General features: G+C 63.7%; 25 protein-coding genes. 9 read left to right on the forward strand and 16 right to left on the reverse strand.

What is annotated here, in order from left to right; translation table 11 throughout:
- The 8 genes from ACR2J1_RS10200 to ACR2J1_RS10235 all read right to left on the reverse strand — a co-directional run.
- Positions 1–95: hypothetical protein (locus ACR2J1_RS10200; protein ID WP_434019270.1), on the reverse strand; the 95-nt coding region annotated here is incomplete at its 3' end.
- Positions 96–98: 3 nt separating this feature from the next.
- Entirely contained in the window at positions 99–1,247 is a 1,149-nt protein-coding gene (gene alr, locus ACR2J1_RS10205) for an alanine racemase (RefSeq protein ID WP_434019219.1), read from the reverse strand.
- Positions 1,244–2,728 carry a replicative DNA helicase gene (locus ACR2J1_RS10210; RefSeq protein WP_434019220.1) on the reverse strand — a complete coding sequence of 495 codons (1,485 nt, stop codon included), beginning with the start codon at positions 2,726–2,728 and terminating at the stop codon, positions 1,244–1,246. Before ACR2J1_RS10210 ends, alr begins: the two co-directional genes overlap by 4 nt.
- Before the next feature lie 216 nt (positions 2,729–2,944).
- On the reverse strand, positions 2,945–3,574 hold the full coding sequence (rplI, locus tag ACR2J1_RS10215; protein ID WP_434019221.1) for a 50S ribosomal protein L9: 630 nt from the start codon (positions 3,572–3,574) through the stop codon (positions 2,945–2,947).
- A gap of 24 nt (positions 3,575–3,598) precedes the next feature.
- Positions 3,599–4,564, reverse strand: a complete 966-nt coding sequence (locus ACR2J1_RS10220; protein WP_434019222.1) for a DUF2232 domain-containing protein — start codon at positions 4,562–4,564, stop codon at positions 3,599–3,601.
- Positions 4,565–4,648: 84 nt separating this feature from the next.
- Positions 4,649–4,894, reverse strand: coding sequence for a 30S ribosomal protein S18 (gene rpsR / locus ACR2J1_RS10225; RefSeq protein ID WP_434019271.1), 246 nt, complete (start codon positions 4,892–4,894; stop codon positions 4,649–4,651).
- Positions 4,895–4,896: 2 nt separating this feature from the next.
- Entirely contained in the window at positions 4,897–5,403 is a 507-nt protein-coding gene (rpsF, locus tag ACR2J1_RS10230; protein ID WP_434019223.1) for a 30S ribosomal protein S6, read from the reverse strand.
- Between the two features lie 221 nt (positions 5,404–5,624).
- Positions 5,625–6,116 carry a hypothetical protein gene (locus ACR2J1_RS10235; protein WP_434019224.1) on the reverse strand — a complete coding sequence of 164 codons (492 nt, stop codon included), beginning with the start codon at positions 6,114–6,116 and terminating at the stop codon, positions 5,625–5,627.
- A 191-nt stretch (positions 6,117–6,307) separates the two neighbouring features.
- On the opposite strand from ACR2J1_RS10235, the gene fabD reads away from it, so the two are divergent.
- The 7 genes from fabD to gmk all read left to right on the forward strand — a co-directional run bounded on the left by fabD (position 6,308) and on the right by gmk (position 12,966).
- The gene (gene fabD, locus ACR2J1_RS10240; RefSeq protein ID WP_434019225.1) at positions 6,308–7,249 is read left to right on the forward strand and encodes an ACP S-malonyltransferase; all 942 of its coding nucleotides are present in this window, start codon (positions 6,308–6,310) and stop codon (positions 7,247–7,249) included.
- A 24-nt stretch (positions 7,250–7,273) separates the two neighbouring features.
- Positions 7,274–8,011, forward strand: coding sequence for a 3-oxoacyl-[acyl-carrier-protein] reductase (gene fabG / locus ACR2J1_RS10245; protein ID WP_434019226.1), 738 nt, complete (start codon positions 7,274–7,276; stop codon positions 8,009–8,011).
- 250 nt (positions 8,012–8,261) lie between these two features.
- Complete coding sequence (locus ACR2J1_RS10250; RefSeq protein ID WP_434019227.1) at positions 8,262–8,501, forward strand: acyl carrier protein; 240 nt, start codon at positions 8,262–8,264, stop codon at positions 8,499–8,501.
- 97 nt (positions 8,502–8,598) lie between these two features.
- On the forward strand, positions 8,599–9,864 hold the full coding sequence (fabF, locus tag ACR2J1_RS10255; protein ID WP_434019228.1) for a beta-ketoacyl-ACP synthase II: 1,266 nt from the start codon (positions 8,599–8,601) through the stop codon (positions 9,862–9,864).
- Positions 9,865–9,945: 81 nt separating this feature from the next.
- A complete protein-coding gene (gene mltG, locus ACR2J1_RS10260) occupies positions 9,946–11,313 on the forward strand; it encodes an endolytic transglycosylase MltG (protein ID WP_434019229.1) in 1,368 nt (455 codons plus the stop codon).
- 125 nt (positions 11,314–11,438) lie between these two features.
- A complete protein-coding gene (locus ACR2J1_RS10265) occupies positions 11,439–12,326 on the forward strand; it encodes a YicC/YloC family endoribonuclease (protein ID WP_434019230.1) in 888 nt (295 codons plus the stop codon).
- 7 nt (positions 12,327–12,333) lie between these two features.
- Complete coding sequence (gene gmk, locus ACR2J1_RS10270; RefSeq protein ID WP_434019231.1) at positions 12,334–12,966, forward strand: guanylate kinase; 633 nt, start codon at positions 12,334–12,336, stop codon at positions 12,964–12,966.
- Here the strand turns inward: gmk and rsmA are convergent.
- From rsmA to lptF, 6 genes are read right to left on the reverse strand one after another with little or no spacing between them, the layout of a single operon-like run.
- The gene (gene rsmA / locus ACR2J1_RS10275) at positions 12,963–13,811 is read right to left on the reverse strand and encodes a 16S rRNA (adenine(1518)-N(6)/adenine(1519)-N(6))-dimethyltransferase RsmA (RefSeq protein ID WP_434019232.1); all 849 of its coding nucleotides are present in this window, start codon (positions 13,809–13,811) and stop codon (positions 12,963–12,965) included. The two genes, gmk and rsmA, sit on opposite strands and share 4 nt — an antisense overlap.
- Positions 13,808–14,830 carry a 4-hydroxythreonine-4-phosphate dehydrogenase PdxA gene (pdxA, locus tag ACR2J1_RS10280; RefSeq protein ID WP_434019233.1) on the reverse strand — a complete coding sequence of 341 codons (1,023 nt, stop codon included), beginning with the start codon at positions 14,828–14,830 and terminating at the stop codon, positions 13,808–13,810. The genes rsmA and pdxA overlap by 4 nt, the downstream gene beginning before the upstream one ends.
- A gap of 26 nt (positions 14,831–14,856) precedes the next feature.
- On the reverse strand, positions 14,857–15,804 hold the full coding sequence (locus ACR2J1_RS10285) for a SurA N-terminal domain-containing protein (RefSeq protein WP_434019234.1): 948 nt from the start codon (positions 15,802–15,804) through the stop codon (positions 14,857–14,859).
- A 30-nt stretch (positions 15,805–15,834) separates the two neighbouring features.
- Positions 15,835–18,231, reverse strand: a complete 2,397-nt coding sequence (locus ACR2J1_RS10290; protein ID WP_434019235.1) for an LPS-assembly protein LptD — start codon at positions 18,229–18,231, stop codon at positions 15,835–15,837.
- A 29-nt stretch (positions 18,232–18,260) separates the two neighbouring features.
- The gene (gene lptG, locus ACR2J1_RS10295; RefSeq protein WP_434019236.1) at positions 18,261–19,370 is read right to left on the reverse strand and encodes an LPS export ABC transporter permease LptG; all 1,110 of its coding nucleotides are present in this window, start codon (positions 19,368–19,370) and stop codon (positions 18,261–18,263) included.
- Between the two features lie 8 nt (positions 19,371–19,378).
- Positions 19,379–20,548 (reverse strand): LPS export ABC transporter permease LptF, encoded by a 1,170-nt coding sequence (gene lptF / locus ACR2J1_RS10300; RefSeq protein WP_434019237.1) that lies wholly within the window; start codon positions 20,546–20,548, stop codon positions 19,379–19,381.
- A 250-nt stretch (positions 20,549–20,798) separates the two neighbouring features.
- On the opposite strand from lptF, the gene ACR2J1_RS10305 reads away from it, so the two are divergent.
- Positions 20,799–22,340: a leucyl aminopeptidase gene (locus tag ACR2J1_RS10305; protein WP_434019238.1), complete on the forward strand. Its 1,542-nt coding sequence runs from the start codon at positions 20,799–20,801 to the stop codon at positions 22,338–22,340.
- A gap of 158 nt (positions 22,341–22,498) precedes the next feature.
- A complete protein-coding gene (gene mazG, locus ACR2J1_RS10310; protein WP_434019239.1) occupies positions 22,499–23,347 on the forward strand; it encodes a nucleoside triphosphate pyrophosphohydrolase in 849 nt (282 codons plus the stop codon).
- 3 nt (positions 23,348–23,350) lie between these two features.
- Here mazG and hflX read toward each other — a convergent pair whose 3' ends face one another.
- Both hflX and hfq read right to left on the reverse strand, forming a co-directional pair.
- Positions 23,351–24,760, reverse strand: coding sequence for a GTPase HflX (hflX, locus tag ACR2J1_RS10315; RefSeq protein ID WP_434019240.1), 1,410 nt, complete (start codon positions 24,758–24,760; stop codon positions 23,351–23,353).
- Positions 24,761–25,012, reverse strand: coding sequence for an RNA chaperone Hfq (gene hfq, locus ACR2J1_RS10320; RefSeq protein ID WP_434019241.1), 252 nt, complete (start codon positions 25,010–25,012; stop codon positions 24,761–24,763). It lies immediately after the preceding gene.
- Between the last annotated feature and the right edge of the window lie 53 nt (positions 25,013–25,065).

The raw sequence follows: 25,065 nt of genomic DNA on the forward strand, positions 1-25,065 counted from the left end.
GAGTTCCATTCGCCGCAAGACGGGCATTTGCCCGCCCATTTGTTGCTGACGGCGCCGCAGGCCTGGCAGACGAACGCTCTCGATGCTTTGGCCATGCTCTAGCCGTTCCGATAGCGGCGCAGCGCGCGGCCACCGAGATTGGTCAGGACTTCGTAGTCGATGGTGCCGGCATGACGGGCGAAATCGTGGGCGGTGATGTTTTCGCCGATGAGCTCCACCCAGGCGCCGCGCCTTGCCGCGCTTGGCGGCACGTCCGTCACGTCAACGGTGATGAGATCCATGGACACACGGCCGATGATGGGGGCGGCGTGACCCTCAATAAAGACCGTCAGTCCTTCCTCCTCGTCGCGCGTGGAGAGCGAGCGGAAGATGCCGTCGGCGTAACCGACCGCGACGATCGCAACGCGCGAGGGCCGCTTCACGGTGCGGATGGCGCCATAGCCGACGCTTTCGCCGGCCGGAACCTCGCGCACCTGAAGGATGCGGCCGAGCAGCTCGACCACGGGTTCGAACCACCCGCCGCCGCTCCGCTGCGGGTCGCCGCCATAAAGCGCGATGCCGGGACGCACCAGGTCGTAGTGATATGTCTCTCCGAGCAGCATGCCGGCCGAATTGGCGAGACTGGCAAGGGCGTTGGGCAGGCGCGCGCGAAGCGCATCGAAGAGGGCGCGCTGGTTGGCGCTTTTCGGATGCTGGGGATCGTCGGCGCAGGCGAGATGGCTCATGACGAGCGCGAGCGTCAGCGCCGGCCACAGATCGCTTGCGGCGCCGACATGCTCGACCTCCGCCGGCGAGAGGCCGAGCCGGTTCATGCCGCTGTCGATATGCACGGCGCAAGGCAGCTTCTCGCCAACGCTGCCGCAATAGGCGGCCCATTCGGCGATCTCTTCGGCGCTGTTCAGGACGGGGCAGAGATCGTGGCGATGGAAGCGGGGAGACGTGCCAGGCGCGAGCCCTGCGAACACGTAAATGATCGCTCCGGGCAGCAGCGCGCGCAAGGCTTCCGCCTCTGCAAGCGTGGCGACGAAGAAGGTCTTGCAGCCCGCAGCAAAGAGCGCAGGCGCGGCTTCCGCCATGCCGAGGCCGTAGGCGTCCGCCTTGACGACGGAAGCGCATTCCGCGCCAGCCGCGAGCGCGGAGAGGGTGCGATAGTTGGCGGCAAGGGCACCAAGATCGATGGTGAGGATCGCCGTCTCGTCCGCCCCGGCCTCGCCCGCTTCACCTTCGCGCGGGCTAACAGGCTTCACCAGCGGCGCTCCGGCAGGCGCTCTTCCGCGGCGAGGTTGCTGAAGCGGGTGTATTCCGGGGTGAACTGCAGCGTCACCGTTCCGGTCGGGCCGTGCCGCTGCTTGCCGATGATCACGTCGGCCTTGCCGATGACCGCTTCCATCTCTGCCTGCCACTGCTTGTGCTCTTCGGTGTTTTCGCGGGGTTGGCTGCGTTCGAGATAATATTCCTCGCGGAACACAAACAATACCACATCGGCATCCTGCTCAATGGAGCCGGATTCACGCAAATCAGACAGTTGCGGACGTTTGTCCTCGCGTTGCTCGACCTGGCGGGAGAGCTGGGACAGCGCCAGCACCGGCACATGCAGCTCTTTGGCAAGCGCCTTCAGACCCGTGGTGATCTCCGAGACCTCCTGCACGCGGCCTTCCGCGGCGCGGCGATTGGAGCCCGACAGAAGCTGGAGATAGTCGACGACGACGAGGCCGAGGCCGCGCTGGCGCTTCAGGCGTCGTGCGCGGGCGGCGAGCTGGGCCACGGTGAGGCCGCCGGTCTGGTCGATGTAAAGCGGCAGGTTCTGCAGCTCCTGGCTCGCTTCGACGATGCGATCGAACTCGTCGGACTCGATGCGGCCGCGGCGGATGCGTTCGGAGGGGATCTGCGACTGCTCGGAGATGATGCGGGTGGCGAGCTGCTCGGCCGACATTTCGAGCGAGAAGAAGCCGACCACGGCGCCGTCCATGGCATGGTCGGGATCGGCGCCGGGCTGGAAGTGGCGGGCGACGTGATAGGCGATGTTGGTGGCGAACGCCGTCTTTCCCATCGAGGGGCGCCCGGCGATGATGATGAGGTCGGAGGGCTGCAAGCCGCCCATGCGCTGGTCGAGGTCGGAAAAGCCGGTGGCGACGCCGGAAAGCCCGCCGTCGCGGCGATAGGCGTTGGCCGCCATGTCGATGGCGTCGGTGAGCGCCGCGGAGAAGGGCTCGAAGCCCGAGCCAAAGCGCCCGGTCTCGGCCAATTGATAGAGCTGCTGCTCCGCTTCCTCGATCTGCTCGGATGGCGGCGCGTCGATCGGCGAATCGTAGGCCGTGGTGACCATGATCTCACCGATCTGAATCAGCTGCCGGCGGATGGCGAGATCGTAGATGGTGCGGCCGTAATCCTCGGCATTGATGATGGTGGTCGCGTTGGCGGCGAGGCGGCCGAGATATTGCGGCACGGTGAGCTCGCCCACGGGTTCGGCGCTCTCGAAAAAAGTTTTCAGCGTGATGGGGGTCGCGCGCTTGCCGGCCCAGATCAGCTTTGCGGCGTGATCGTAGATGCGCCCATGCAACTGGTCGAAGAAATGCTCGGCCTTTAGGAAGCTTGAGACTCGGTCGCACGCCTCGTTATTGACGAGGATCGCGCCAAGAAGCGCCTGCTCGGCCTCGAGATTGTGGGGGGCGGAGCGGAAAACGGGCGTTTCCGGGGCGTGGCGAGAGAGAATCAGGGCGGTGCTCATGGCAGTGACAGTGTATCCAAAAGAATCGGGGCCGATAGATGCCCGGTCTGTGGAGAACGGGGAGATCGCGATCTGCCCACAAGCTGGAGAGGCGGCTTGAGCTAGCGCCGGGGCGCCGTGTGGAGGACGCTTCCGTGCCCTGACACGCGCGCAGCTCACGTTCGGTGTCGTAGAGATAGTCGCGGGTCAGGGGAAGCGATTCACCAGGACGCAGGTTTAGTCCTCCTCGTCGTCTCCATTCTCATCGACGATTGCTTCCTCCGCGGCCTCTTCGTCCCCGGGGGCTGCGTTGCCGTCCTCGAAGAGCTCGGAAGCAGCGCGCCGGGCCTCGGCGGCATCCTCCTCGGCCTCCGTCGCGGCTTGGCCAACCTCCTCGCCGCGGGCCTGGCGTTCCGCCTCGTCGGCCGAGCGGGCGACGTTCACGGTGACGCGTGGCTCGACCTCGCCGTGGAGAGCGACGCGAACCTCGTGGAGCCCGAGAGTCTTGATCGGCTTGTCGAGCAGAACCTGACGCCGCTCGACGGAGAACCCGCCTTCGCTCACGACGGTCGCGATGTCGCGCGTGGAAACCGAGCCGTAAAGCTGGCCGGCATCGCCCGCCTGCCGAATGACGATGAAGCTCTTATCGTTGAGTTTGTCGGCAACGGTTTGGGCTTCGGATTTCAGCTCGAGATTGCGCGCTTCAAGCTGGGTGCGGGCGCTTTCATAGTGTTTCAAGTTCGTTTTCGTGGCGCGCAACGCCTTGCCCTGCGGCAGGAGGAAGTTGCGGGCGAAGCCGTCCTTGACTTTGACCACGTCGCCCATTTGTCCGAGGCGACCGATGCGCTCAAGTAGAATGACCTGCATATCAATTACTCCTCTCTAAGATGATCAATCGTTGGTGGGTGGTTGGCCTCGGGCCGCCGCGCGATCGCGCAAGCGCAGGATCGGTTCGCTAAGGCCGAGAATGGCGACGGCGAGAGCGACCCAGCCCAAAAGCAAAATGCCGATATAGACGGCGGCCAGGAGCAGCCCGCGAACGGGCATGCCGCGCGTATAAACGTGCAGCACCGCGAGCCCTTGCAGCACATAAGCAAAGAGCAAGGCACCCGCGAATCCCGTCGCGAGCAGACCTGGCAGGCCGGGAATGAAAGACAGAGCGAGGGATGCCGCGAAGACAATAAAGAAGACATTGGGAAGATCGAGTTCCTCAAGCCGCGGCCAGGGACGCATGGCGCCGCCAGACGCCTGAACGATGAGGCCGCCCATCCAAAGATTGAATAGCGTGATGGAGAGCCAGATGACGGCGAAGGCGGCGGGTAGCGCGCGGGCAAGAACGCCGGCCAGCTTCGCGATATTCTCCTCGCTGAAGAAGCCGTCGCGGTCGAACTCCTTCAGCGCGCTGTGCTGAAGAATGGTCTTGATGGACTCGCGGTAGGTCTCGGTGTCGTAGCCCAGGAACAGCACCATGATGCCCGCGAGCCCGCCGGCGACCATGGCAGCCCAGCCGAGCACGCGTCCGGGCGGATACCACTCAACGACATTGGGCACGGCGCTTTGCGGCGTGCCTGCGGGGCGCGAGAGCAGGAGGAGATGGATCAGCGTTACGATGGGCACGCCCATCGCGAACGCAAAAACGCCCGCGGTCGGGATGCCAAGGGCTGCTGCAACGATCAGGGTCCCCGACAGAGCGGCAACGGCTGCTGCCGTCGCGCCCCAGCCGAGCCCGGCAAGGCAAAGCGGAAGAGGAGCGAGGTAGAACAGCACGCCCGCAAACGCGGTAGCCGTAGCAGCGGAGCCAAACAGGGCGGCGGAAACAAGTCCCGCACCGGCACCAATCAAGAGATAAGTCGGCATCGCTGTCCCGGCTCATTGAAGAGCGGTTAGGGGTGGCCGAACCACCCCAACTTCTGTCAGGCGTCAGTCGGCGTCAGGTCCACCTTACTGAATGATATAAGGCAGGAGACCAAGGAAACGGGCGCGCTTGATCGCCTTTGCGAGCTCGCGCTGCTTCTTGGCGGATACCGCCGTGATGCGGCTCGGAACGATCTTGCCGCGCTCGGAGACATAACGCTGAAGCAGCTTCACGTCCTTGTAGTCGATCTTCGGCGCTTTATCGCCCGAGAACGGACAGGTCTTGCGCCGGCGATAGAACGGACGCCGCGCGGGCGACGATGATGAGGTCATGCTCATGCGGGCTCCTCCTCGGTCGCGACGACAGCTTCAATCTCGGGCCGTGGCGCAGCGGCTTCACGGCCACCACCAAAGTCGCGGTCGCGCCGGGGTCCACGGCCGCCACGATCTCCACGATCGCCTCGGTCGCCGCGATCGAAGCGGTCGCCGCGGTCACCTCTATCGCCACGCTCGTCGCGATCGGAACGGCGCATCATGGCCGACGGGCCCTGCTCATGCTCCTCGACCTTCACGGTCAGGAAGCGGATGACGTCGGTCGAAAGACCCATCTGGCGCTCGAGCTCGGAAACGGCCTCGTGCGGCGCGTTGATGTCCATCAGGGCAAAATGCGCCTTGCGGTTTTTCTTGATGCGGTAGGTGAGACCCTTGAGGCCCCAATACTCGGTCTTGCCGAGCGTGCCGCCGTGCTCCGTAAGAATGGAGCGGAAACTTTCAATAAGTGCTTCGACCTGTTGCACCGAAATATCTTGGCGCGCCAGGAACACATGCTCGTAAAGAGGCATGGCCTGCCTTTCCTTCTTCAGTTTACTCCGGCGCGAAGCCTCGCAAGGGCGCTTAGAAGGAAAGGCCCAAGTGACGACCCGTGGGAGCGGAGACACGGGAGGGCGGCGCAAGTGCCTACCGCGGACGCGGTCCTCCGTTCAGCCTCCGACCGGAGCGGTTGCTAATGTGAGCGGTTTATAAGCTTTCGGCCGTTCTTTGCAAGGGTGCGTGAGCAATCGGCCTACTTCGCCTCTTGCGCGGTGCCCGGCCTCGGCTTGCAGTCGACCTTGGTCTTGTCCTTGATGGAAAAACCGATGCAATTGTCCTTGGCGTAGACCTCCACGATCCCGAGCTTCGCCAGCGGCGGATCGGCATATTCGGCGCTGATCGTGACCGGCGTGGCCGCCTCGGTCGTTACGTCCTGCGGCGGCCGTCCCCGTGCATCGAACTCAAATTTGAGGTCGGCGGTATCACCCATGCGATAGGCGAGCTGGAGTTCGGTGAAACCCGGAGCGGGCGCGGTCGCCTTCACAGTGATCGCCACGGTTGAAGGGGTGGATTTGTCGTTTACGACGACCGATACATCCTCAACCGACGTCAGCAGCGCCAGCGCAGGATCGTTGGGGCTTTTGTCCTTCCACGGCCAAGGCAGCGGATCTGCGGCGAGGAGCGGTCCGGTCAATGCGAGCGCGGCAAGACCGGCTAGGACGGCGAGGCGGGCGGAGGCTTTCATCGATATCTCCCTAGGGCGTCTTAAGCTTCTTTCGTAAGTTGGCTCGTGCGATCACGCATTCTTCTAGCATGGAGGGTGACGCTGCCAATGCTCGCTTTCCTGGCGTGCTTACCGCGTTCTGGGGCCCGGCTTGACAGCCTAGACGCAAACAGTGTCTTTGCCGCTCTCCTATAAGCGAGCAACTGCGCAGCATGAGCATAGGTTTCATCTTTCCCGGGCAGGGCAGCCAGGCAGTCGGCATGGGCGCCGATCTCGCCAAGGCGTTTCCGGCCGCGAAAGCTGTCTTCGCCGAAGTGGACGATGCGCTCGGCCAGACTCTCTCGACCCTGATGTGGGAGGGCCCGGAGAGCGAGCTGACCCTGACCGAAAACGCGCAGCCCGCGCTGATGGCGGTGTCCCTCGCCGCGATCAGGGTGCTGGGTGAAAAAGGCATGCAGCTCGCATCGAGCGTGGCTTATGTCGCGGGCCATTCGCTCGGTGAATATTCCGCTCTCGCCGCCGCGGAGGCCTTGAGCCTTGCCGATACCGCGCGCCTCTTGAAGACTCGGGGGCGCGCGATGCAGCAGGCCGTGCCGGTCGGCGCCGGCGCTATGGCCGCGCTGCTCGGCGCCGATCTCGCCCAGGCGCAAGAGCTGGCTCAAGCCGCAAGGGACGGAGAAGTCTGCGAGGCCGCAAACGATAACGCCCCGGGCCAGGTTGTGATCAGCGGCACAAAGGCCGCGATCGACCGAGCGATTGCGCTCGCGCCAAAATTCGGCGCGCGCCGGGCCGTGCTCCTTCCCGTCAGCGCACCTTTTCATTGCGCCTTGATGCAGCCGGCTGCCGAGGTGATGCGCGAGGCGCTTGGCGCCGTCACGATAAAGGCCCCTTCGGTGCCCTTGATCGCCAATGTCCTTGCCGCGCCGTTGACCGATCCGGACGAGATCCGCGCGCACCTGGTGCAGCAGGTCACCGGCATGGTCCGATGGCGCGAGTCGATGCTCTATTTGCAGTCGCAGGGTGTCAGTACCGTGTATGAGGTTGGGGCGGGCCGCGTGCTCACCGGCATTGCGCGCCGCTTCGACGGCATGGAAGCGAAGAGCGCCGGCACGCCGGAAGAGATCGAAGCGGCTGCAACGGCGCTTGCGGCGTAGCCCTCAAGGAGAAGGAGAGCCTCGATGTTCGATCTGACTGGAAAAGGGGCGCTCGTCACCGGTGCGACCGGCGGCATCGGCTGGGCCATCGCCAAAGCCCTGCACTCTCAAGGCGCCAATGTCGCGATCTCCGGCACGCGCGCGGAGCGCCTCGAGGAGCTTGCGTCCGAGCTTGGCACGCGCGTGACACCGTTGCCTTGCGATCTGCGCGATCGCGCCGCGGTGGTCAAGCTCGGCGAAGATGCGGAAAAGGCGCTCGGCCAGGTCGACATTCTCGTCAACAATGCCGGCATCACCCACGACAACCTCTTCATGCGCATGAAGGACGAGGAGTGGGACGACGTGATTGCCGTCAATCTCACCTCCGTGTTCGTGCTGACGCGCGGGATTTTGCGCAACATGATGCGCCGCCGCGCGGGCCGCATCGTCAACATCGCGTCGATCTCCGGCGTTCTCGGCAATCCGGGGCAGCCCAATTATGCCGCGTCGAAAGCGGGCCTCGTCGGCATGACAAAATCGCTTGCGCGCGAGGTCTCGAGCCGCGGCATCACCGCCAACTGTATCTCGCCCGGTTTTATCCAGACGCCGATGACGGATGCGTTGACGCCGAAGCAAGTCGAGGCTATTGCCGCCGCCATCCCTGCGCAAAAGTTCGGCAAACCGGACGACATTGCGGCTGCGGTCGTGTTCCTGGCGAGCGACGAAGCGGGCTATATCACCGGGGAAACCATGCATATCAATGGCGGCATGGTGATGATGTAATCGATTATTTTTCAATAGCTTAAGATGGGCTCCTCAGCTTGGGCCCCAGGTGAGATGCAACCGATGAGGGCTGCTGGCAAACTCTGGTAAAGTGTGTTACCCAAACGGCGCTCAAGTGGGGCTTGACAAAAAACCATCCCACCGCGATCAAACTCCGAAACGACCACTCGGGGGTACGTTCGGCGTGAGCCGCCGCTCGGGGGGACATGCTAAGTCTGTGGACTGACATGCAAGGAACGGTGAGGCGGACATGAGCGATATCTCGGAGCGCGTTAAGAAAATTGTGGTCGAGCACCTCGGAGTCGAGGCGGATAAGGTGACCGAGAATGCGAGCTTCATCGACGATCTCGGGGCCGACAGTCTCGATACTGTCGAATTGGTGATGGCATTCGCAGAGGAGTTCCGCTGCGAGATTCCCGACGATGCGGCCGAGACGATTCTGACGGTTGGCGACGCGATCAAGTTCTTGGAAAAGAACACCGCCGCCTGACGCGATTTCGCGCTTGCTCTCCAGCGTCCTTGTTTTGAGACCTGCCGACTCCCAATAGGTCGCGGCAGGTCTCCGAACTCTCAAGCGAAAGCGCGCGATGCGACGTGTAGTCATTACAGGTCTGGGTCTCGTCTCGCCGCTCGGCAGCGGCTACGAAACCGCTTGGCAACGGCTGACCGCAGGCGAGACCGCATCGCGGCGCATCGAGAATTTCGAGGTCGAGGACCTCAGCTGCCAGATCGCCTGCCAGATTCCACGCGGCGACGGCAGCGACGGCACCTTCAATGCCAGCGATTGGATGGAGCCGAAAGAGCAGCGCAAGGTCGACGACTTTATTATTTATGCCATGAGCGCGGCGACCCAGGCATTGCGCGATGCCGGCTGGAAGCCCGAGGCCTATGAGGATCAGATCCGCACCGGCGTGCTGATCGGATCTGGCATCGGCGGCTTGCAGGGCATCGAGAAGACGTCGCGGCTGTCCGCCAAAAAGGGCCCGCGCCGCGTCAGCCCCTTCTTCATTCCCGGACGCCTCATCAATCTCGCCTCCGGCTATGTTTCCATCGAGCATGGGCTGAAGGGGCCGAACCATTCGGTCGTGACCGCCTGCTCGACGGGCGCGCACGCGATCGGCGACGCCTCGCGGCTCGTGGCGCTTGGCGATGCCGACGTGATGGTCGCGGGCGGCGCGGAATCTCCGGTTTGCCGGCTGTCGCTCGCGGGCTTCGCCGCGTGCCGGGCGCTCTCCACCAATTTCAACCGTGAGCCCGAGCGCGCATCGCGTCCCTACGACCGCGACCGCGACGGCTTCGTCATGGGCGAGGGCGCGGGCATCGTCGTGCTGGAGGAGCTGGAGCACGCTAAGGCGCGCGGCGCCAAGATCTATGCCGAGGTGATCGGCTACGGGCTTTCCGGAGACGCCTTCCACATCACGGCACCGGCGGAGGACGGTGATGGCGCCTATCGCTGCATGGTCGCGGCGGCGAAGCGGGCGGGGATCGAGCCCGCCGATATCGACTATATCAATGCGCACGGCACCTCGACCCCGATGGGCGACGAGATAGAGCTTGCGGCCGTGGAGCGGCTGTTCGGCAATGCCGCCGGCAAAATCTCGATGTCGTCGACGAAGTCGGCGACCGGGCATCTCTTGGGTGCGGCAGGCGCCGTCGAGGCGATCTTCTCGGTGCTTTCGATCCGGGACAATGTCGCGCCGCCGACCCTCAATCTCGACAATCCGTCGGTGGCGACGGCCATCGATCTCGTGCCGCATCAGGCGAGGCGGAGGAGCATCGATACGGTGCTGTCGAACTCGTTCGGGTTCGGCGGCACGAATGCCTCGCTGATCATGCGCCGTTATGCTGCCTAGCCGCGCGGACTCCCGCGATCCTCCCTTTTGCCATATTTCGCGGTCACTTGATTCACGTTATCCGCGCGGGGCTTATCGGCCATGTCATTGACCAGCGACTATCCGCCGACGGCTAACGGCAATGACGGCCGAGGCAACGCCGGGCACAAGGGGCATGCACTCGCGATTCTCCCGCGCAGCCCCGCCGAGGCGCTGGAGCCGATGCGTCCGCCGGACCGCCCGGAACGTCCCGAACGCGCGCGCGACAAGCATCCCTTCCTCAGCTTTCTCAGCGGCATGCTCACGCTTGCCTGCCTGATGCTCGTGGCGGCGCTCGGCGTCGTCTACTTTGTCAAAGTGCAGTTCGACCGTCCGGGGCCGCTCAAGACCTCGACCGTGATCGTCGTGCCGAAGGGCGAAGGCGTCAGCGCCATCGCGGAGCGGCTGGAGCGTGAGCACGTGATCGGCGATCGCCGCGTGTTCATGACGAGCGTGCTCTACTTTATGTATCTGCGGGGGCAGGGCAGCCTCAAAGCCGGCGAATATGAATTCGACAAATATGCAAGCATCCGCCAGGTCCTCGACACGTTGGTCGAAGGACGCTCAATCGAGCACAAGGTGACGCTTGCCGAAGGCCTCACCAGCCAGCAGATCGTCGAGCGCCTGCTCGCGCATCCGGAGCTCAAGGGCACGATCGCCCAAATCCCCGCCGAGGGCACGCTGCTGCCAGACACTTATAAATTCGGTGGGAACGACACGCGGCAGGACATCATCGAGCGCATGCAGGCCGCGCAGGCGAAGTTTCTCGCCACGCTCTGGGACAATCGCGACCAGGATCTCATGATCTCAACACCGCAAGAGGCGCTCATCCTCGCCTCCATCGTGGAGAAGGAGACGAGCCGCGCCGACGAGCGTCCCCGGATCGCAAGCGTGTTCCATAACCGGCTGCGCAAGAAGATGCGGCTGCAATCGGACCCGACGATTATTTATGGGCTGGTGAAAGGCGTCGGCGTCCTCGACCATCCCATTACGCAAGACGAGCTCGACCGCGAGACCGAGTACAATACGTATAAGATCAATGGCCTGCCGCCGACACCGATCGCCACTCCCGGCCGCGCCGCGATCGAGGCCGTGCTGCGCCCCGCCAAGACGAGCGACCTTTATTTCGTGGCGGACGGAACGGGCAGCCACGCCTTCGCGCCGTCTCTCGACGCGCATAATAAGAATGTCGCGAAGTGGCGGGCGATCGAACGCGAGCGGCGTGCGCGCGAGGCGGAGCAGGCGACCGCCGCAGCCGCGAATGCGCCGCCTGTGGACGCGAGCACCAGCGCGGCCGCAGAGACAGGGGCCGTCACCCTGCCGGACGCTCTCGTCACCGTCGCCGGCGAGACGGCAGCCACGGGGGCCACGGAATCCCCGGCCGATGCAGGCGAGGCCGTGCCGCTGCCGAAGCGCAACCCCAAGCGCTGATTTCTTGACCGGCGGCCGAAGTAACCATTTTTGCCTAAGCTTCTGACCCATCGTCCCCCAACGCGAACCACTCGGCCTATAAGGCGCATATAAGCCTCCTCATTCGGCGAAGGGCCTGCAGGCGAATGACCTTGAAGAGCATGACCGGGTTTGCCCGCGCCGACGGCATCCATGGCAACATTGCCTGGAGTTGGGAAGCGCGCAGCGTCAACGGCCGCAATCTCGATCTGCGCCTGCGTTTGCCATCCGGGTCCGACGGCATCGAGCTGCGGGCGAGGGGGCTTTGCCAGGAGAGGTTGGCGCGTGGGAATTGCACCATCAATCTCTCCGTCAAGCGCGAGTCGGGCGAGATGGAGATCCACCTCAACGAAGCAGCGCTTCGCCAAGCCGTGGCGCTCGCAGAGCGCGCGCAAGGCCTGACCAATATGGCCGCACCGCAACTCGATACGCTGCTTGCAATGCGTGGCGTGGTGGAAGTGGCGGAGGGCGAGGAAAGCGAGGAAGAGCGTGCCGCCTTTGCCGACGTGCTTATCGCGGGGCTTGCCAAGGCGCTCGATCAGCTCGTGGATGCGCGTGCGCGCGAGGGCGAACGTCTCGCCGAGGTGATCGGCAAGCAGCTTGAACAGATCGGAAGCCTCGTCGAGAAGGCGGCGAACGCTCCGGCGCGGCAGCCGGCGGCCATCACCGCGCGCCTCGGCGAGCAGCTGAACCGGCTGATGGAGGGCGCTGCGGGTCTGGACCCCGAGCGCCTGCACCAGGAAGCGTTATTGCTTGCCGCCAAGGCCGACATTCAAGAAGAGATGGATCGCTTGCGCGCGCATGTCGCCGCCGCGAAAGAGCTGCTGCACGCGCGGGAGCCGGTCGGACGCAGATTCGAGTTCCTATCGCAGGAATTCAATCGCGAGGCGAACACGATCTGCTCCAAGGCTGCCGATATCGAGATCAGCCGCATCGGCTTGGAGCTCAAGACCGTGATCGATCAATTGCGTGAACAGATTCAGAATATCGAGTGAGGCGGTGATGGAAAGTCCGATCGCCCGCAGGGGGCTGATGCTGGTCTTGTCGTCGCCATCAGGTGCGGGCAAGACCACGCTTGCGCGCCATATCCTGGAGGGGCAGGGCATCGAGATGTCCGTGTCCTGCACGACGCGAAAGCAGCGCAACGGAGAGGTCGAGGGGAAGGATTATCACTTCATCGACCGCGAGACCTTCGCGCGCATGCGCGACCATAGCGAGTTCCTGGAATGGGCGGTCGTGTTCGATCACCATTACGGCACACCGCGTGCGCCGGTCGAGGCCGCGCTGGCGCAAGGTCGCGACGTGCTGTTCGACGTGGACTGGCAAGGGGCCGCGAGCCTGCGCGCCAATGCTCCCGGCGATGTCGTGACAGTCTTTATTCTTCCGCCGTCCGCAGCCGAACTGGAGCAAAGGCTCAATGTCCGCGCGCAAGACCCGCCGGACGTTGTGAAGCGGCGGATGCTCGGAGCCGGCAACGAGATTCAGCACTGGAACGACTACGATTACGTCGTCGTCAATCACGATGTGAATCAGTCCTCGAAAACAATTCGGTCGATCCTCGATGCCGAGCGCGTGCGGCGCTCCCGCCTTACCGGCTTGAAGGATTTCGTGCAGACGCTGCTGTCGGAGCTTTAGCCGACGCCACCAAGCGCATTGGCGATGCGGCAGAAATCGGCGACATCGAGCTCTTCGGCACGTGCTTGCGGGTTGATACCGAGCTTCAGCAAAAATATTTCGGCGTCGGGCGTGATTTGCCGCAGCGACGCGCGCAGCATTTTGCGGCGCTGGCCGAAAGTTGCGGCCGTCACTCGTTCCAACAATGTGACGTCGCAAGGTGGGGTGGGGATCGGCTTCGGCACAAGCTCGACCAAGGCGGAGTCGACTTTAGGCTTCGGCGTGAAGGCCTGCGCCGGGAGGGTCAGGAGGATGCGCCGTTCCGTGCGCCAGCCCGACAGCACGGCGAGGCGGCCGTAGTCCTTGGTCCGCGGCGCGGCGACGATGCGGTCCGCGACCTCGCGCTGAAACATCAACACGAGGCGATCGAACCAAGGCGGCCACGGCTCGGTCTTGAGCCAGCCCACAAGCAGGGGCGTGGCGATGCTGTAAGGCAGGTTGGCGACGATGCGGGCCGGCTTGCCGAGATCCATGCCGGCATAATCGACATGCTTGGCATCGGCGGCGATGATCTGGAGACGGCCGGGATACTGCGCGGCAATCGCATGGAGGGCAGGGAGGAAGCGTTCGTCCTTTTCGATCGCGACGACCCGACGTGCACCCTCGAACAGAAGAGCGCGTGTGAGGCCCCCAGGCCCAGGCCCGACCTCCACAATGGTCGCGTCGTCCAACGCGCCGGCTGCGCGCGCGATGCGGCGGGTCAAATTGAAGTCGAGGAGGAAGTTCTGGCCGAGGCTGCGCCGCGCGGTCAGTTCCAGCGCACGGATGACGTCGCGCAAAGGCGGCAGACCGTCGGGCGTGCTCACGCGCGGCTCGCCGCCGTCTTGTTCATCGCGGCTGCGAGGCGCAGAGCGGCAATCAAACTGTTGGGGCTCGCCCTTTCGGTGCCTGCCAGCGCAAAGGCCGTGCCGTGATCCGGCGAGGTGCGGACGAAGGGCAGGCCCAAGGTCACGTTGACGCCGGTATCGAAGGCGATGGTCTTGATCGGTATTAGCGCCTGGTCATGATACATGGTGATGGCGGCGTCATAGCCTGAGCGTGCGGCTGCGTGGAACAGCGTGTCGGCGGAATGTGGGCCGGTCACGTCCAGGCCCTTGGCGCGTGCCGCCTCGATGGCTGGCGCAACGATGTCGAGTTCCTCGCGGCCTAAGCTCCCGTCCTCGCCTGCATGAGGGTTCAGTCCTGAGACGGCGATGCGCGGGTGTGCGATGCCGAAGAAGCGGCCGAGATCGCGGGCGGTGATCTCGATGGTCGCCAGGATGAGCTCGGTCGAGAGTGCCGCCGGCACATCCTTCAGCGGGATGTGAATAGTAACCGGCACCACGCGCAGATCCTCGCCCACGAGCATCATCACGGGGTGCGGCGTCTCGCCTTCGCTTGCGGCGAGCGACGCCAGATATTCAGTATGCCCCGGAAAGGCGAAGCCGCCGCGATAGAGCATGGCCTTGCTCACCGGGTTGGTGACGACGGCAGACGCCTCCCCCTGCAGTACGAGACGGACCGCGTCCTCGATCGATTGCTGCACCGCGCGGCCGCACGCGACGTCGGGGCGGCCGGGCGTGACGGGGCCGGGCATATTTATTGGCAGCACGGGGAGGGCGTCCGCAAACAGCGCAGCGCCCGAGCGGATGTCATCGACAGTTTCTATCCTGACCGCGAGGCCGAGGGCTTTGGCGCGGTCGAGGAGGAGACCGGGATCTCCGAGCAGCACAAAAGGCGGTATAGCCTCGCGCTCGCGCGCCCGCCAGGCGCGCAGCGTGATGTCGGGCCCGATGCCGGCAGGGTCGCCGAGCGTGAGGGCGAGTAATCGATCGCTAGAACCCATGGCATCGGGCTAGCACGGAAATCTGACTAACGGTATTCGATGAAGGCGTCCTGCTTCAGATCGCGCAGAAGCCGTTCGGCGCGGATGGTCATTTCGTCGTTCATCAACTTCTTCTGGGTCTGCTCGCGCGCGGTCGCGTCGCCGCGGACGGCGCGCTTGCCGCAGACGGCGTAAAGCTCGATGCCCGAGGCCGACAGGGTGGGCGGCGTCATCTGCCCGACCTTGGCGTTTAGGACCAGGAGGCGTGCAGGTTGGGCGAGAGACGCCGGTGCCTGGTCGGATAAAGATTTCACGCTCGCGCCCTGTATCCCATTGGCGAGCTCGGTGACATTGGCGCAAGAATTGAAGCGGGCGCGAAGAGCTTCCGCTTCGGCGAGGCGTGCCGCGAGCGTCGCCTGGTTGGCGCCGCTTGGAACCTCGAACTTGACCTGACGCAGCTGCAATGTCGTTTCATCGGGCGTGCCGGTCTCGGCCTTCTCGCCGGTGCCTTCGGAGAGCGCCTTGTCGACATCGGCCTCGCCGATGTTCACTTCCTGGCGGAACTTGCGGCGCACGACGTCCTGCCAGAGGATCTGGGAGCGGATGCGGTCCCGCAACGTCTTGATGTCGACGCCCATTTGCCCGAGCGCCTTCGCCAGGCCATCGACGGGCATATTATTCTTCTTCGCCATGTCCTCGAGAATGCGATTGATGTCGCTCTCGTCGGCGTTAATGCCGAGCTTGCGGGCTTCCTGCTGTTGCAGTTTCTCGTCGATGAGAAGGTCGGTCGCTTGCTTCTTGAGCGCAGGGGAGGGCTCGGCTTTGGTGGTGATGGCGAGGAAGCGCTCGCGCTGCTCGATGTCGTAACCGGAGATCGGCTCGTCGTTGACGAGCACGACGATCGAGACCTCCTGCGTTAACGCGGAGCCGCCGATCAGGCACACGGCAAGCGTCAATGACGCCAGCAGCCAGATTACGGATTGAACTCTTACCATTGTGCTTCCTGCGCGTTTCAGCAGCCGCGTCTACGGGTTGTTCAGATCGGTCGAGTCCGGACTGACCATGCCTAAGGCCTCGCTCTGAACGCTGTAGGCGCCGAGATATTTCAAAGAGAAATTGACGAGAACGATCTGCTCCGGCTCGATGTCACGATCTTGCAGGAAGCTTTCGGCGTATTGAACGCTGAACATGAAACAGTCGTCCTGATAGCGCAGGCCGACCGCATCGGTGACGGTATAGTCGCGCTCGAGGTCATAGCGGATCTGACCGAGCAGCGCCCAACGTTCGGTCAGCGCCAGGGAGCCGGTGGTGCGGATTTCCTCGCGGCCCTCGTCGACAGTCAGGCCCTGCTGCTCCAGCCCCGGCTGCGCCACCGCCTTGGCATAGTTCACCCCGACCGATACTGGGCCGTAGTTCACGTTGGAGCCGAGATCTGTGCGCTGGGTGTCGAAATTATCCTGATCCCAGCGCGACTGGGCGACGAAGGACAGATACGAACTCGCCTGCACATAGAGCCCGCCGACATAGTCGGAGCGGGCGGTTTCAAGACCGGCGCCGGTTTGATCGTTGAACGGGTTCTCGCCGGCAAGCTGATAGCTCTCGCCGAACACGGCGCGGGCGTAGGCGCCGGAATAAAGCTGAGCGGTATAGCGCATGCCGACATTGGCGCGCGTGCCGGTTTCCATGCGGTCGTATCCGGAGAATTTGTCGATGTCGAAGAGGATGGTGTCGTCGAAGACGAGACTGATCGCGTCCTCGTTGGGGATCTCACCCTGATTTCCGACCTCGTCGGGGCGCGCGATGATCTGCCCGACCGGCTCCAAGATATGCGTCACGCTGCCGGTGTTGGCGACGAAGGGATAGCGATACTCCGCGCCGCCCACGGCATTGCCGCGAACAGGCGTGCTGTTGACGTCCACCGAGGTGACAGGTGTCGGCGCGATGTTGTCGCCGAGCGGGCTCGTGGTGTCGGCCGCGCTGAAGCCCGTGACGTCGTAGACATCGCCGCGTACCTGCGCGAACGGCGTGTAGACTTGGCCCATGCCATCGATCATCTGCCGGCGCCATTGCGCCTGGGCGATGAGGCGGCTGGAGTCGGGGCCTTCCTCGCCGCTCGTCAGGCTCATGGCATTGGCATTGAAGCTGAGCTCACCGCCGACGATGGGCTGGCTGACGATGTAGTCGTAATCGACAATGGGAAGAACCCAGGCTTGCGCGCTCGGCTCACCATCGGTGAAGAGCAGGTTGCCGGTCTCGTAGAAGCGGGTGCTCATGTAGTTGCGGTCGTGCAGGCCCTCCAGGAACACCTGCGAGACGCGGTCGGTCTTGAGCCTGCTGTCGAGACTGTAGAAGCGGCGGAACGTGTCGTCGGTCTCGGCGAGAATGTCCCAGCCATAGCCCCAATAAGGATTGAGCGCGAACTTACCCGCGGTCTTGATGCTGCCGCGGAAATCACTGTCGGCGGGGCTGTCGGCATTCGAATCGGTGACGACGCCTGCGAGATCGACGTAGTAGGCGCCGGTCGAGAGCCGATGCCGCCAATTGCCCTGCAGCAGCGTTCCCGCCTTGGTGGTGAACATCGGGGCGAAGGTGAAGTCGAAATTATCCGACAGAGCGAAATAGTACGGCACCTGGAAGGTGCTGCCGAGCTGATCGGTATTGCCGTAGCTCGGGATGAGGAAGCCGGATTTACGCTTCACCGTCGGATCGGCCATCTGGAAATACGGCACCCAGGCGACGGGCACGCCGAAGAGGTCGAACTGGGCGTTCTTGTAGGTGATGGTCGCCTGGTCGCGGCGATGGGTAATCTTTTGCGCGCGGATGCGCCAGGTCGGCGCTTTCTCCGGGTTTCGCAGGCAAGGTTTGCAAGGCGTGAACCAGCCGTCCTGGAACACGGTGACGTTGCCGGCCTCGCGCGATGCGGTGGTGGCGACGATGCGGGTGTCTTCCTGGGTGACGACCTTGAGCGCGTCGATGAAGCCGTCGCGGAAATCGTCGGTGAGGGTGATGTGGTCCGCCGTGATCACCGCGCCGTCGGGGTCCTTGATGCTCACATTGCCTTCGGCCTTGAGCGTGTTGGAACCGCGGTCGTAGACCACGCGCTCGGCGATCAAGGTGTAGTTGCCGTAATAGATCTCGACATTGCCCTTGGCGGTGATCCGGTTGTTGTCGTTGTCGTAGATCATCTCGTCGGCTTGCAGCAGCATGGGCTCGTTGTCGCCGATCTTGGGCGCGGTCAGGGACTTGGTGAGCTCACTCGCCTTCTCCTGCTGAGCGGCGGCGATCTGCTCCTGCTGAGCGGCGGCGATCTGCGCGCCGGCAAGCGCAAAACCGCAGGCGAGCAGGCAGGCAAAAGCTGCCTCGCGCCAGCTGCAGACGCAATGGCCCATAGACGCGGCGAAGCCGGGCAGGGCCCGGCGCATCCTCCTCATCGCTTCCCCCGTGGCCATGGTCAGCCGTCCTCTTTGTACAAGAGCACGGTCAGCGCGAGGCTCGCCGCGACGATGACGGGAACCCAGGCCGCGGCCACCGCGGAGGTCAGTCCGGACATGGCGAAATTGCGCGAGACTTCGGCGAACACGAAGAACCCGAAACCGGCCGCCAGCCCGACCATGGCGTTCAGCTGAATCTTGCCGAAGCGGAAGCTGCGCAAGGAGCAGGTGGCGGCGATGAGCACCATGGTCACGAGCACGAAGGGCCGCGACAGCAGCAGCTGATACTGCACGCGGTACTGGGTCGCCGGCAGCCCGGCGCGTTCCGCGATCTGGATGAAATTCGGCAGATCCCAGAATGAGATCGAGAACACGGTGCCGAGACTGTCGCGCACCTGGGTCGGGGTCAGATAGGTGCTGAGAATATAGCTCTCATAGTGCGCCGGCTCCTGGCCGACGGCGCTGACCCAGGCATCCTGCAACTCCCAGCGGCCGTCCTTGAGCACGGCCTTCGCCGCTTCGATGCGTTCGGAGAGACCCTGATCTTTGTCGTATTGGAAAACGGTGACGCCGCCGAGCTCGAGACCCTGGTTCAGCACGCGCAGGGAGTGAATCACCGACTGACCGTCGACCCCATCCTGGCGCAGCCAGGCGCCGGCGTTCTTGTTCGCCTTGAGCAAGGATTCGTCACGGTCGAAGGCGAGGGCGTAAAGCCGCTCGGCCTCGCCGCGCGCCAACGCGCCGACGGGGTTGTAGAGCAGGATGAAAGCCACGCCGAGCAGGAAGGCGACGACCATGGCCGGAAGGCAGAACTGCCAGACCGAAACGCCGGCGGCGCGCAACACGACGAGCTCGGAGGAGCGATTCAGCATCAGGAACACGCCGATCGTGCCGATGAGAACGGCGAAGGGAAGGATCAGCTCGGAGAAGGACGGCAGGCGCAAAAGCGTGATCCAGGCGAGCAGGAAGCCTGGAACGTCGCCGGAATACTTGCCGGCGCGGCGCAGAATCTCGATGAGATCTACGAAGAAAATCAGCACGCAGCAGATGACGAACATCGCCACCATGGCGATGAGGAAGCGCAGCGAAAAATAGCGCGCAAGGGTCCCCACTGCACTGATGCCTGGCATCTGCGCTCTCACTTCGCCTGCATCCCTCTCGCGGCCCAAAATCTTATATTTTTTGGCTGGAACTCGAAGTTCAGCTTGGACCGAATTTCTGGCGACATTCTAACGTGTGCGGCCCATGCCGCAACGAGAATCGCCCCCACTGGAATAGCATAAACCAAGGCCACAGCGGATGCATTCAGGGCCACAAGATTGGAGGCTGTGAGGCCCGCTATGCGCAACCCCAACGCGAGGCCGAAGGCTAGGAGAATTTGCGCCCAGCGGCTGTCGCGGGTGGTGCGCGCATGGCCGAGGACGGCGACGGCAAGGAAGGCGAACAGCAGTGGATAAAGGGCGGTGGAGAAGCGGTCGTGCAGCTCCAGACGGATTGCGCCCCCAAAACTCTTCACGTCCTTGGCAGTCAGATTGAGCAGCTCGCCCAGATATCGCTCGCGCGGCGCCATGCCCTTGCTGCCGCTGGTCTTGGCGTTGAGCTCGGAAAGATCGAGGACGTTTTGGTCGAAGGCCACGATTTGCACGTTTTTGTCTTTGGCCTCGCTGTCGTAGCGATGCACGTAGCCGTCCATCATCACGAGATAGTCGCCGTCCTCATTGCTGAGGATGCGGCCGCGCTCGGCGAGGTAGCTCATCACTTCCTTGTCGTCGCGCTCATCCTGGACGAGGAGCCCGAGCAAATCCCCATTCATGGCGCGATCGCGGATATGAAAAGTGAGACCCGATTCGGGGCTGGAAAATCGGCCTGGCTGAAGGACTTGCGAGACAATGTCGGCGCGCACCGGAGTGACGAGGGTGCGCAGCGCACGCATCGAGGCCGGGGTGACGTAGAGGTTGGTGACGAGGATCGCCACGCTAACGACCGAGGCCAGGATGATGAAAGGGGCGCCGATCCGCCAAATCGGCGCGCCGGCGGCCGTCATCACGATGAGTTCGCTGTCGCCATTCATGCGGTCGAGCGTGTAAAGCGCGGCCATCAGCACCGCATTGGGAGCGATTAGCGCGATGAGGCTCGGGAGGCTGAGAAGCGTCATGTGCAGAAAGAGGCCCAAGCCCTGACCCTGCGAGGTGATCAGGTCGAGCTCCTTCAGGGCTGTAGCGAGCCACACGACGGATGTCAGCGTGAGCAGGATGACAACGAAGGCGTTGGTCACCTGCCGCAGCACGTATCGGCCGAACAGTGTCATGGCCGTTTCGAGATGTCCCCCAAGTGGCCCAGTAGGCTGGCGGCGCGAGGCGCCAACCGTCTGGTGCCGCTGACGATTCCCATCAGGCTAACATGGCGGAATTTCGACGTTTTGGGCCAGCTTGCTTTCCGGCGGCGCAGGATTTAGGTAGGGTGACTGCAATCCATGCCGCTGTTGCAAAATTGCACCAGCGAGCGCGCCGGCAGCGACTCACGGCGCGGCTCGTGCGTCCGCGATTGGCACGGCGGCAATGGTATCGAGGGAGTTCCAATTGAGCGATCAACCCGTAATTTCGTTTGCTGGCGCGCGCGGCCCCGGGGAGGGCGTCGTGGTCGTTCTAGCCGAGGATGGACCCAAATTTAGCCCCATGGCCCAAGACTTCGACAAGAAGTCGAAAGGTTTGCTGACGAAGGCTGGAGAACTCATCGGGTTTAAGGGCAAGAAGGACAGCTACGTTAACTTGCTCGTGCCGACAGGACTCAACCTGTCGCGCCTCGTGGTCGCCGGCATTGGTAAGCCGGCTGAGTTCGGTCCCGAGGACTGGCTCAATCTCGGCGGCTGTCTGCGCGGCGCGCTGACGGGCAAAGAAGGGCAGACGGCGCATGTCTTTCTCGAGATCGCAAACGGCGAGGTGGACACCGCAGACGTCGCAAGTTTTGCTCTCGGGATGTTGCTCCGCGGCTACAGCTTCAAAAAGTACAAGACGACGGACAAATCCAAGAAGGCGGCCAACGAGCTCGAAAAGAGCCTGAAGAAGGTCGTCATCCATTGCGCGGATCCGCGCGCGGCGACAAAGGCGTTTGCGACCGGTCAGGCGATCGCGCATGGCGTCGACGTCGCGCGCGATCTCGTCAACGAGCCTGCGAATGTGCTCGGCCCATCCGAATTCGCGCAGCGTGCCAAGGAGCTGACGAAGGTCGGCGTCCAGGTCGAGGTGCTGAACGAGCCGGCGCTGAAAAGGCTCGGCATGGGTGCGTTGCTGGCCGTGGGGCAGGGCAGCGATCAGCCGAGCCATGTCGTCGTCATGCAGTGGCGCGGCGCGGGCCCGAAGGGGGGCGACCCGATCGTCTTCGTCGGCAAGGGCGTGACCTTCGATGCCGGCGGAATCTCGCTGAAGCCCGCTGCGGGCATGGAAGACATGAAGGGCGACATGGCGGGCGCCGCTTGCGTCGTCGGTCTCATGCGCACGCTGGCCGAGCGCAAGGCGAAGGCGAACGTCGTCGGCATTATCGGTCTCACCGAGAATATGCCCGGCGGCGGCGCTCAGCGTCCGGGCGACGTCGTGAAAGCGATGTCGGGAAAGACCATCGAGGTTCTTAACACGGACGCCGAAGGCCGCATGGTACTCGCCGATTGCCTCTGGTACGCGCAGCAGCGCTTCAAGCCGAAAGCCATCGTCAATCTCGCGACGCTCACCGGCGCGGTGATGGTCGCACTCGGCAAGGAGCATGCCGGGCTTTTCTCCAACAACGACGGTCTGTCCAACAAGCTGCTCGCTGCCGGAACTGAGACGGGCGAGAAACTGTGGCGGCTGCCGCTCGGGCCCAAATACGACAAGCTGATCGATTCCAAGGTCGCCGACATCAAGAACACCGGCGGACGGTGGGGCGGCTCGATCTCGGCGGCGCAGTTTTTGCAGCGCTTCATCAAGGACGGCATGCCGTGGGCGCATCTCGACATCGCCGGCACGGGCATGGCATCCGCCGACACCGACATCAATCGGAGTTGGGGTCCAGGGTTCGGCGTGCGTCTGCTGGATCGGTTCGTGCGCGATCAATACGAGCGGCAGTGACCCTGGGCAGCGCGCAACGATCCACCTAATCGTCCCAACATAATTTTCCATAATATACCTTATGCGAATCAGGGTGGGCCAGAAGAATGACCGAATTCCGCTATCGCCTTGTCTCCACTCGGCAATTTTGTTCGTTATCGCCGCGTCATAGAATAGAGTTGTCGGCAGGGGGCGCAGCCATCCCTGACGCCGCGGAGAAACGCCACTCGCTCGACGATCTCCTGGCGGTGATGGCGCGGCTACGAGATCGTGAGACAGGGTGCCCGTGGGATCGCGACCAGACTTTTCAAAGTATCGCGCTCTACACGATCGAGGAAGCCTACGAGGTCGCCGACGCGATCGACCGCGCCGACATGGACGCGCTCAAAGACGAGCTCGGCGATCTGCTTTTGCAGGTCGTCTATCACGCGCAGATGGCGTCGGAGCAAAACGACTTCAATTTTAGCGATGTGGTGAGCGCGATCACGGCGAAGATGATCCGCCGGCACCCTCATGTGTTCGATGATTCGACGCGGGAGGATCAGTTTCAGCGCGACAATCTTTGGGAGCGTATGAAGGCGGAGGAGAAGGCGGGAAAGGGCGACGCTGGTCCCCGCTCCCAACTAGACGACGTGCCGTTGGCGCTGCCGGGCCTAACGCGCGCGATCAAGCTTCAGTCGCGTGCGGCGCGTGTCGGTTTCGACTGGCCCGATATTGCGGCCGTGCTGGCGAAAACCGAGGAAGAAATCGCGGAGCTGAAAGCGGCTCTCGCGCAGAAGCACGACGAGAGTGCGGCCGCGAATGTCGCCGAAGAGTATGGCGACATCCTCTTCGTCATGGCCAATCTCGCGCGGCATCTGCGCGTTGATCCAGAGGCGGCGCTGCGGGCGGCGAATGCAAAGTTCACGCGCCGCTTCCACAGCATCGAGCAGGCGCTTGCCCGCGATGGACGCAAGCCCGAGGACGCAACGCTCGAAGAAATGGATCTGCTGTGGGACGCCGCAAAGGATGCCGAGGCAAAAGACTAGGGCCTACTCCGCGGCCTCCCCGAGCCGCGCGGACCCGGCGAGACGGGCGAGCATATGCAGTTTCTGCGGCGCGATGCGAATCCGCAGCGCGGTCGCGCCCTCGCCGAGATTGGACCGCTCGACCACCTCGCAGTTCTCGTAGATCCAATTCTCAAGCGACCCTTCGTCGGGTCCTAGCTCGATGCGCAGAACGTCGCGGGTACGATTGAGCCGCCGCTCGATCTTGCTGCGAAGCGCGTCGAGGCCGAAACCGGTAACGGCGGAGACCACGACGGCCCCCGGCTCCCGGTGAGATTCGTTCTCGACGCGCTGGCGGCCCGTTTCGTCGAGTAGATCCGACTTGTTCCAGACTTCGAGCACGCGGCCCAGCGCCTCGTCCGCATCGATACCGAGCTCGGAGAGCACGGCGTTGACGTCGGCGCGCTGGCTTCCGGTGGCGGCGTCGGCGATGTCGCGGACGTGCAGGATCAGGTCGGCTTCCTGCACTTCTTCGAGCGTCGCACGGAAGGCCGCAATGAGTGTGGTGGGGAGATTGGAGATGAAGCCCACGGTGTCGGACAGAACCGCCTTGGTACCGCCGGGCAGTCGTAGGCTGCGAATGGTGGGATCGAGAGTGGCGAAGAGCGTGTCCTCGGCGAGCACCCCCGCCCCGGTCAGCGCGTTGAAGAGCGTCGACTTGCCGGCATTGGTGTAGCCGACTAGCGCGACGGTCGGATAGGGCACGCGCTCGCGCGATTTTCGGTGCAGAGCGCGGGTTCGGCGCACCTGCTCGAGTTCGCGGCGAATGACGTCGATGCGTTCGCTGATGAGGCGGCGGTCGGTCTCGATCTGCGTCTCGCCCGGGCCGCCGAGAAAGCCGTGGCCGCCGCGCTGGCGTTCGAGATGGGTCCAGGAGCGCACCAGCCGGCTCTTCTGGTAGACGAGATGGGCAAGCTCGACTTGCAGGCGCCCTTCCCGCGTGCGTGCGCGCTCGCCGAAAATCTCCAGGATCAACCCGGTGCGGTCGAGCACCTTCGCATTCCACGCGGTCTCGAGATTGCGCTGCTGCACCGGGGTGAGCGCAAGGTCGACGATGACGAGCTCGGCGTCTTCTCCGCGGATGAGGCCCTCGAGTTCCTCGACCTTGCCTGCGCCGAACAGCGTCGCAGGCTTCGGCCGCGAGACCGGCACGAGACCACTTGCGCGGATGTCGAGATCGAGCGCCAGCGCGAGACCGACGGCCTCTTCGAGCCGCGCCGTCGGCGAACGCTCGCCCGCGCCGGTGCCTGTGCGGTGCAGTTTGCGTGTGACTGGGGCGAGAACGGGGCTCAACACAACGGTGCGCACGCGGCCCGTTTCATTCGGCTCACGCTCCCGGCGCGGTTCCGCCGGTGTCTTCTTCCGCTTCAGCGCTTTCGGATTCGTCGGACGCAATTACTCTCCGGCACCTTCGGGTTCAATGTCCGCAAGCTGAATTGGCTGACCCGGCATGATGGTCGAAATCGCGTGCTTGTAGACGAGCTGTGAATGCCCATCCCGCCGCAGCAGGACACAGAAATTATCGAACCAAGTCACAACGCCTTGGAGCTTAACGCCGTTCACCAGAAAGATGGTCAAGGGGACCTTGTTTTTGCGAACGTGATTGAGAAACGTGTCCTGAAGACTTTGCGTGCGTTCAGTTGCCATGGGCTTCCCCGTGCCTTTGGTCCACGCTTACGCCCGATTCTGGCCCCGGAATA

Source organism: Methyloceanibacter sp. (assembly GCF_050999895.1).
In the GTDB taxonomy this organism is placed as follows: domain Bacteria; phylum Pseudomonadota; class Alphaproteobacteria; order Rhizobiales; family Methyloligellaceae; genus Methyloceanibacter.